Genomic DNA, 7,435 nt, shown 5'->3' with positions numbered 1-7,435 from the left:
TGTGGCGGCACGCCCGACCAGCCGGCGCCCGCGCCCGCGGCGCCGGCCGCGGCACCGGCCGCCGGACCGCGCCTCTACGTCTCGAACGAGACGGAGGGACAGGTCGTGGTGATCGACGCCGTGACCCACGAGATCGTGGAACGCATCGCCGTCGGCAAGCGCCCGCGAGGTCTCAAGCTGTCGGCCGACGGGACGCGGCTGTATGTCGCGCTCTCGGGGTCCCCCATCGCGCCGCCGGGGGTGGACGAATCCACCTTGCCGCCGCCCGACCGCAGCGCCGATGGCATCGGCGTGGTCGACCTGGTGCAGCGCAAGCTGGTGCGCACCTTCCCCAGTGGCCAGGACCCGGAGAGCTTCGACCTCTCGCCGGACGGTCGTCTGCTGTACGTCTCCAACGAGGAGACCGCCGAGATGTCGGTGCTCGACCTCGGCACCGGGGTCATCCGCACGCGCGTGAAGGTCGGCGAGGAGCCCGAGGGCGTGACGACGAGCCCCGATGGCAAGACGGTGTGGGTGACGTGCGAGGAGGACAACGAGGTGGTCGGTGTCGACACGACCACCTTCACCGTCGTCGGTCGCGTCGAGACCGCCAAGCGGCCGCGGTCGATCGTCTTCACGCCGGACGGCGCGACGATGTTCGTCACCGGTGAGTTCGGCTTCGCGGTGTCGGTGGTGGACGTGGCGAGCCGCACCGTGGTCAAGACGATCGACCTGCCTGCCGGCGAGGACGGCAAGTTGCCGGCGCGTCCCATGGGCGCCGTGCTGTCGTCCGATGGGCGGACGCTCTACGTCTCGAACGGCCGCGGTCGGTCGGTCTCGGTCATCGACGTGGCGAGCCGCGCCGTGACGCGCACGTTCTTCGAGGTCGGCGAGCGGCCCTGGGGCATCGCGCTGAGTGCCGATGGCACCACGCTCTACACGGCCAATGGTCCTGGCGCGGACGTGTCGGTGATTGACATCGCCACGGGCACCGCAACGAAGAAGGTGGCCACGGGCGGCAGTCCGTGGGGGGTCGTGGTCAAGTAATTCACAATTCAGCGTTCACGATGAAGCGCGGGGCGAACAGCGGTACGCGCTCCGCGTCAGGCAAGAAGGCTGAAGGCAGAAGGGCCCGCCTACCGTGTGAAGAAGCCGCTGCGCGTGCGGACGGTCACGCCGGGTCTCGAGACCGTGACCGTGAGTGAGATGAAGCGCGGCTTCGCGCTGCGGTCGAACGTCCCCTCCGGTGGGATGTACGACAGCACATACTGACCCTGCTCCGCCGCGACGAGGCGGGCAAGCAGCGGCGCCACGTCGTTGCTGCGTCCGTAGTACGTCCCGCCGAGTTCATCGGCGACGGCGTGCAGGCCCTCGTCGAGTTCGGCGCGGTCTTTCGACCCCACGTTGTTCACACCCGAGAGGTCCAGAGTGTGGACGGTCGAGCCGGACTCTGCCGCGAGCCGTCCGAGGCGGCGCAGACGGCCGGCGACGTTCGCGTACTCCTGCGTACGCAGGGTGGCGTAGCGCCCGCCCGACTGGACGTCTGCGTCGTTGCCCTTCAGCGCGATGAACTCGGACAGGACGACCACGACCTTGCGGCCCGGCAACTGACGCAGGTCGACCAGCAGCGAGTTGAGACTCGCCAGCGTGCCCTCGAGGAAGACCTGGTCCTTGTTGGCTGTGCCTGCGCCCGTCGCCCCCGACCGGCTCGTGGGTCGGCCACGCCAGCGATTGGGTGCATACCGCATCGCGGTGACATCCCGCAGCAGTGCCGCCCGATCGGACGACAGCTGCGTGGTGTGCCGGCCGAGTGGTCCCGTGCGCAGGAGGCCGATCTCGACGCCCGCCGGGATCCCGCTCTCCAGCATCGCCAGCAGCCCGGTTCGTGCCCGGGCGAAGGCATCAGGAGACATCGCCATGTCGTCGATGAGGAACACCCACGGCTCGAGGTCGGCGTCGGGCGATGCCTGCACCGCGGGAGGTGGGCTCGCTGCGCTCTGAGGGGTGCCCGGGGCAGCGGTGCCGGGTACAACGGCGGCGGTCCCGCGCGGATGGAACCGCAGGTCGGACAGCGGGACCACCTTGCCTTGCTGCGTGACGCGGACTTCGTCCTTCCGGATGTCGGTGACGGGCCTGCCGTCCGCGTCGAGGAACCGCGCATCGAACTGGATCAGCTCCGCCGTGACGCGGAAGGCAGGCAACGTGCGATCGGCCGGCGCCTGGCCGGCCACCACGGCGCCGGCAAGCGCCACCGCGACCACGACGAGTAACCTCGGGAGCATGGTGACGGCCCCATGGTAACAACCATGCGTCGCAAGGGGTCAACGCGAGATACTCGTTTCAAAACGAGTTGACTCATCACTTACGACCGCGGATGTAGACTCTGCCGATGCGCGGCTTTCCCAGAGTCCTCACGCTCGCGGTGCTGATGCTCGTCGTGCTGGGGCACCTGTCAGCGTCAGCCCAGACGCCATCACCGGAGACAGCAGCGATGGGGCGCTCCTGGGATAGCGCCTATCTCGAAGCGCCGGACTTCAACACGGAGCCGAACGCCTTCCTCGTCGAGGTGGCCAAAGGACTCACGCCGGGGACGGCGCTCGACGTCGGCATGGGCCAGGGGCGCAACGCCATCCATCTTGCGAGACAGGGGTGGACCGTCATTGGCTTCGACGTGTCACAGGTGGGCGTGCAGACGTCGCTGGAAGCCGCCCGTGCCGCTGGCGTCACCATCACCGCGATGCAGCAGCGCGCGGTGGAGTTCGATTGGGGCACCGACCGCTGGGATCTGATCGTGCTGGCCTACTTCCCGGGCCTGCGCGCCGCGCTGCCACGGATTCTGCAGAGCTTGCGCCCGGGCGGGCACGTCATCGTCGAGGCCTACCAGGCGGACGCCGCGCTGGACAAGCCACCCGGGCCAGGCCCCAGCGTGACGTTTGCCGACAACGAACTCCTTACGCTCTTCGGCACGCTGCGCGCCCTTCGCTACGAAGACGTCAGCGCCAGGGCGGACTGGGGTCTGCACACGACGCGTCTCGTCCGTCTGCTGGCGCGCAAGAAGTAGCACGACGCGGGCGCCGGCCGATGGCGTCCTGTGAACGTCCAATTGGCGCACGACGATCGAGGAGGACAGATGGCACATCGACTGAGCTTCGTTCTGGTCGCGGCGATGCTGTGCGTCACCGCCGTCACGGTGTGGGCCCAGACGCGGCCGGACCCCGGTACGGTGCCCGGCGTCCCGCAAGTGCTTTCGGGTGACAACGTCGGGGTGCGCGTGCTCGGCCCGCCCGACACGCATGGCCGGGTGCCCGCCGACATGGTCGTCAAGCTCAACGGCCAGTGGGTCGAAGTGACCTCGCCTGCGACAATGAAACTCCTTGGCAAGTAAGGCGTCGCCTAGCCTATCGAGACACTGGACCGCCATGCTGCTGCCGCTCGCGCGCGTCGTCAGCGTGGTGATGGTCTGCGTGGCGTGGACGGTCCCCATGGCCGGCCAGGGCCCGCGCGGCGTGCCGCGCCTGTCGCTCCCGGACGCGCCGCAGGAGCGGCCGGCGGCCGAGTCACCCACGTTCAGGGTGAATGTCACGCGCGTCGAGGTCAGCGTGCTCGTGCACGACAGCGCCGGCACGCCAGTCACGGGACTGCGGGCCAGCGACTTCGAGATCCTCGAAGACGGCGTCGCGCAGACGATGCGGGCCTTCATCCCGTTCACGCATGCGCCCGGTCGCCTGACTCTGCCTGAGCCCACACTGCCTCCAGCCACCGGCGCGTCCCCGCCGACGACGATTTCGCCGCCCGTCTCCAACTACTTCGCCGCCGAATCGAGGGTGTTCGCGCTGATCCTCGACGACCTGCACGTCGATGTCAGGCGGACCGAGGTCGCCCGAGCGGCCGCACGGCGCCTGATCTCACAGCTCGCCCCGAGCGACTTCCTGCTCGTCGTCACCACGAGCTCGACGGACTCGACCGGGTTCTTCACACGCGATCGCGCGTATGCGACGCGCATGATCGATACCTTCACGGGGCGGCGCCTGCTGGACAAGACGATGCAGGCCAAGCGCTTCAGGGGCGACGACTCGGAGAACGAGCGGCTCGATCACTACCAGCGGCTGTGCGAACGTCTGCGCAATGTGTCCCTCGCCTTGCGGGAGATCGCGGGCCGTCGGAAGACGGTCGTCCTGCTCAGCGAGGGTTCGTCGTACGGCGCGGGCATGTCCGACATGGAGGTCCGCATGCCGACGGCGAGCGGAAGTGGCCGGGTCAATGCCGGCAGTGGGTCGCTGCGCCTGATGAACGACGTGCTCACGGCAGCCGCTGTCGGCAACGTCGCCATCTACCCGTTGAGTCCCAACGGCCTCGATGTACCGGACGCCGACCTGATCCAGGTGTCCGGGCTGCAAGCGCCCCTGTCGCCCGGTCAGTACAGCGAGATCCTCATGGAGGCGCGGCAGGCCAGGGAGATGACACGGGACCTCGCCGCATTGACCGGTGGTGTGTCCCTGGTCGACACGAATGACCCACTCGGCGGCATCGACCGCGTGCTCCAGGATGCGAGCACGCACTACGTGCTGGCGTACGAGCCCGAGCGTCCGCTCAAGGCCAACGAGTACCGGCAGATCGACATCAGGGTGAAGCGACCCGGGCTGCGCGTGCTCGCTCGACGCGGATACCGTGCCGCAGGTGCGCCACCAGCGCCGCCGCTCAAGGTGCCGGGCAGCGTGTCGCCACGGTTACGGAGTCTTCTCGCGGGAATTCTGGCGGAGGATACGCTGCCCATGCGCGTCGAGGCCGTGCCCGTCGCCAGGACCGGCAAGGCCACCACGATGGCGGTGCTCGTCGAGATCGACGGCACGCGCATCGGCCAGCGCACATCCGACGGCATCATCGAACTCGAGCAAGGCCTGCTCACCGTCGACGAGTCGGGCAAGGCTGCCAACGGCACCCGCCGTGTGCTGACGCTGCGCCCGACGGACACCCAATGGGCGGTGCTGGCCGCATCGAGCCTGCGCAGCGTCTGGGCGGTGGACCTGCCGCCCGGTCGCCATCAGTTGCGCGTCGCCGCACTCCAGGCAGGCAGTGGCCGTGCCGGCTCCGTCTACCTCGACGTCGTCGTCCCGAAGGAACCGAAGTGGCCCACCGGCCTGCTGGTCTCGTCACGCTTCCTCTCGATGGTGCCGACGCCGTTCATCGATCCGCGCCTGGGTCGCTGGACCGACATGCCGCCCACCACGGCGCGTGTGTTTCCGAAGGGCGACGTGCTGACGGTGACCGTTCCACACGTCCTGGCCAGCGGTCCATCACAGGCACGCCTCGTGCTGCCCAACGGGCAAACGGCCTGGGAAGGTTCGGGCCAGCAACTCGAGGGCACCAGTGCCGTGCGATTCGTCGTCCCGCTCGACGATGCGCAGGACGTCTCGGCGCTGGTCGTGACCACGAGCCATGGGACACAGCGGTTGCCGGTGGGAATCATCGCGCCTGAGAGGTAGACCTCATGCCTGAACGGTTGTCGGCGACGTCTCGACGGACGATGCTGCGCGCAGTGGCGGCCGCCGTCAGTGCATGGCCGCACCCGCTGCTGGCCCGCCATCAGGACCCGGACGCTGGCAGGGACCGCTGGCAGCGCGTGCCGGACTTGCTGACGGCGATGCGGATGCGCGACGGTGCGCACGTCGCCGACGTCGGTGCGGGCGGTGGCTTCATCACCCGCAGGCTGGCGGCACAAGCAGGTCCGGCTGGACGTGTCTACGCCGTCGAGATCGAGCCGCGGATCATGGCGCGATTGCGGCAGCGCCTGCAGGACGACGGCCTCGCGAATGTCGAGGTCGTGCTCGGCTCGACAACCGACCCTGGTCTGCCGCCCGACAGCCTCGACGCCATCATCGTCGTCGACGCCTATCACGAGTTCACCGAACCCGAGGCCATGCTCGAGGCCTTCCGGCGTGCACTGCGCCGTGACGCCCGGCTGGTGATCTGCGATTCCGTCTCGTCGCTGCCCACTCGCGAGGAACAGGTGAAGTGGCACGGCATCGCCCCACGCTTCATCACGGCCGAACTCGAGGCCGCCGGTTTCCGGGTGCTGTCCGTCGACGAGGCGTTTACCATGCGAGGGTCGACCCGCAAGGCGCTGATCGTCGCGAAGCGGTGAGTGACAGGCGCGCCCGCACGGAGGACCGCCCTGGCGAAGTGTCAAGCAGCGATGGCAGACGCGCTCGGAGTCTCCCGTCAGACGGTGAATGCGATCGAAACGGAGAAGTACGACCCGACTCTGCCTCTTGCGTTCAGGATCGCGCGCCTGTTCGCGTGCGCGATCGAAGACATCTTCGTGCCCGACGAATGAGTTGCGTCCGCAGCGTCCCCTGCCTCACGCGCAGTGCGAGGCTCATCGTCTCTCTGCTCGCGGCGGCGGCGCTCTCGGCGACGCCAGCCGCCCACCGCGACGAGAACCCGTGGCACCGCTTCACGTGGTTCGCGGCGCAGCTGGGAGGTGAGCACATCGCGCGGCTCGCGATCCATGTCCCGGTCACGTTGGAGGGGCTTTCCGGCGAGCACCACCTGCAACTCGACACCGGTGCCAGCCATACCGTGCTGCACGGCGGCACCCTGCACGATCTGAACCCGGCCTTCGTTGCAGCCGGACGCGCCATGGCCGTCTCCGGCACGATCGCCGGTGTGGAGGTGACCAACGAAACCGTGGGACTGATGCCGGACGTCCGCGCGACGGTGGTGCGAGGCACGCCGGCGCCGGTCGTCGGATCCCTGGGCCTCAGCTTCTTCGCTCAGCGCATCCTGGTGCTCGACTACCCCGGCGAGAGGTTCATGGTGCTGCCGAAGGGCGCGGAACTCCCCGACCGACTCGAACAGCGTGCGCAGTTCCTGCCGACGACACTGCGCAACGGCAAGCTGTATGTGCCCGTTTCCATCGACGGCCACGCGCGCACCGACATCTTCTTCGACACAGGCGCGAGCGCGTTTGCGCTGATTACCTCACCTAAGCGTTGGCGAGCGCTCACAGGACTTCAAGGCACGGAGTCGTCGACGCGCCGTCGCACGGGGTCCAGCTGGGATACGGACCTCACCCTCATCGGCGCCCCCATGCAAGGACAACTCGCGGTGGGCCCCGCCGTCGTCGAGCGCCCAGTCGTGTGGCACACCACGGACTCGCGCTTCTCGTTCAGTCACTGGCCAGACACGAGCGGATTCATCGGCAACGAGATCTTTGACGACCGTTTCATCGTGATCCTGGACCTGTCCCGTCGTCGATTCGGGATGGCCAGTCACGCGGAGCCCTGATTGCCCGGCAGAGTGGCGGAGCCGGCCCCGCGCTTCATTGTGAGTTTTGAATTCTGCCTCTTCCGGGATCAGCGTGGGTAGAGGTCGAGCCCACCGCAGTGAAAGTAGATGGCGGTGGTGAAGTGTTGGGCGTTGCGGAAGCCGCCGGCCTTGCGCTTGATGCTCATTA

8 protein-coding genes are annotated in these 7,435 nt (G+C 68.4%); 7 read left to right on the top strand and 1 reads right to left on the bottom strand.

Features of this window, described 5'->3' with window-relative positions; translation table 11 throughout:
* Window positions 1-1,026, top strand: a 1,026-nt coding sequence (locus tag Q0C41_RS28295; protein ID WP_291989829.1) for a beta-propeller fold lactonase family protein, incomplete at its 5' end; no start/stop codon positions are given.
* A gap of 89 nt (window positions 1,027-1,115) precedes the next feature.
* Here the strand turns inward: Q0C41_RS28295 and Q0C41_RS28290 are convergent.
* On the bottom strand, window positions 1,116-2,261 hold the full coding sequence (locus tag Q0C41_RS28290) for a VWA domain-containing protein (RefSeq protein ID WP_291989827.1): 1,146 nt from the start codon (window positions 2,259-2,261) through the stop codon (window positions 1,116-1,118).
* Window positions 2,262-2,368: 107 nt separating this feature from the next.
* Between Q0C41_RS28290 and Q0C41_RS28285 the strand changes: the two genes are divergently transcribed.
* The 6 genes from Q0C41_RS28285 to Q0C41_RS28260 all read left to right on the top strand — a co-directional run bounded on the left by Q0C41_RS28285 (window position 2,369) and on the right by Q0C41_RS28260 (window position 7,266).
* On the top strand, window positions 2,369-3,040 hold the full coding sequence (locus Q0C41_RS28285; protein ID WP_291989826.1) for a bifunctional 2-polyprenyl-6-hydroxyphenol methylase/3-demethylubiquinol 3-O-methyltransferase UbiG: 672 nt from the start codon (window positions 2,369-2,371) through the stop codon (window positions 3,038-3,040).
* A gap of 69 nt (window positions 3,041-3,109) precedes the next feature.
* Complete coding sequence (locus Q0C41_RS28280; RefSeq protein ID WP_291989824.1) at window positions 3,110-3,364, top strand: hypothetical protein; 255 nt, start codon at window positions 3,110-3,112, stop codon at window positions 3,362-3,364.
* A 34-nt stretch (window positions 3,365-3,398) separates the two neighbouring features.
* Window positions 3,399-5,462 carry a VWA domain-containing protein gene (locus Q0C41_RS28275; RefSeq protein ID WP_291989822.1) on the top strand — a complete coding sequence of 688 codons (2,064 nt, stop codon included), beginning with the start codon at window positions 3,399-3,401 and terminating at the stop codon, window positions 5,460-5,462.
* 53 nt (window positions 5,463-5,515) lie between these two features.
* A complete protein-coding gene (locus tag Q0C41_RS28270; RefSeq protein WP_291989820.1) occupies window positions 5,516-6,121 on the top strand; it encodes a class I SAM-dependent methyltransferase in 606 nt (201 codons plus the stop codon).
* Window positions 6,122-6,172: 51 nt separating this feature from the next.
* Window positions 6,173-6,313: a helix-turn-helix transcriptional regulator gene (locus tag Q0C41_RS28265; protein WP_291989818.1), complete on the top strand. Its 141-nt coding sequence runs from the start codon at window positions 6,173-6,175 to the stop codon at window positions 6,311-6,313.
* Window positions 6,310-7,266, top strand: coding sequence for a hypothetical protein (locus tag Q0C41_RS28260; protein ID WP_291989816.1), 957 nt, complete (start codon window positions 6,310-6,312; stop codon window positions 7,264-7,266). Before Q0C41_RS28265 ends, Q0C41_RS28260 begins: the two co-directional genes overlap by 4 nt.
* The last annotated feature ends 169 nt before the right edge of the window (window positions 7,267-7,435 follow it).

It is taken from the genome of Luteitalea sp., from assembly GCF_022842525.1.
Classification (GTDB): Bacteria; Acidobacteriota; Vicinamibacteria; order Vicinamibacterales; family Vicinamibacteraceae; genus Luteitalea.
The sequence above is the reverse complement of the archived record's forward strand: the minus strand, read 5'-3'. Positions and strand labels throughout refer to the sequence as shown.

What these genes read in the sequence shown, in the direction of transcription:
- Q0C41_RS28290 (WP_291989827.1), bottom strand. Translation starts at nt 2,261, where the DNA reads ATGCTCCCGAGGTTACTCGTCGTGGTCGCGGTGGCGCTTGCCGGCGCC.
- Q0C41_RS28280 (WP_291989824.1), top strand. Translation starts at nt 3,110, where the DNA reads ATGGCACATCGACTGAGCTTCGTTCTGGTCGCGGCGATGCTGTGCGTC.
- Q0C41_RS28285 (WP_291989826.1), top strand. Translation starts at nt 2,369, where the DNA reads ATGCGCGGCTTTCCCAGAGTCCTCACGCTCGCGGTGCTGATGCTCGTC.
- Q0C41_RS28260 (WP_291989816.1), top strand. Translation starts at nt 6,310, where the DNA reads ATGAGTTGCGTCCGCAGCGTCCCCTGCCTCACGCGCAGTGCGAGGCTC.
- Q0C41_RS28275 (WP_291989822.1), top strand. Translation starts at nt 3,399, where the DNA reads ATGCTGCTGCCGCTCGCGCGCGTCGTCAGCGTGGTGATGGTCTGCGTG.
- Q0C41_RS28265 (WP_291989818.1), top strand. Translation starts at nt 6,173, where the DNA reads ATGGCAGACGCGCTCGGAGTCTCCCGTCAGACGGTGAATGCGATCGAA.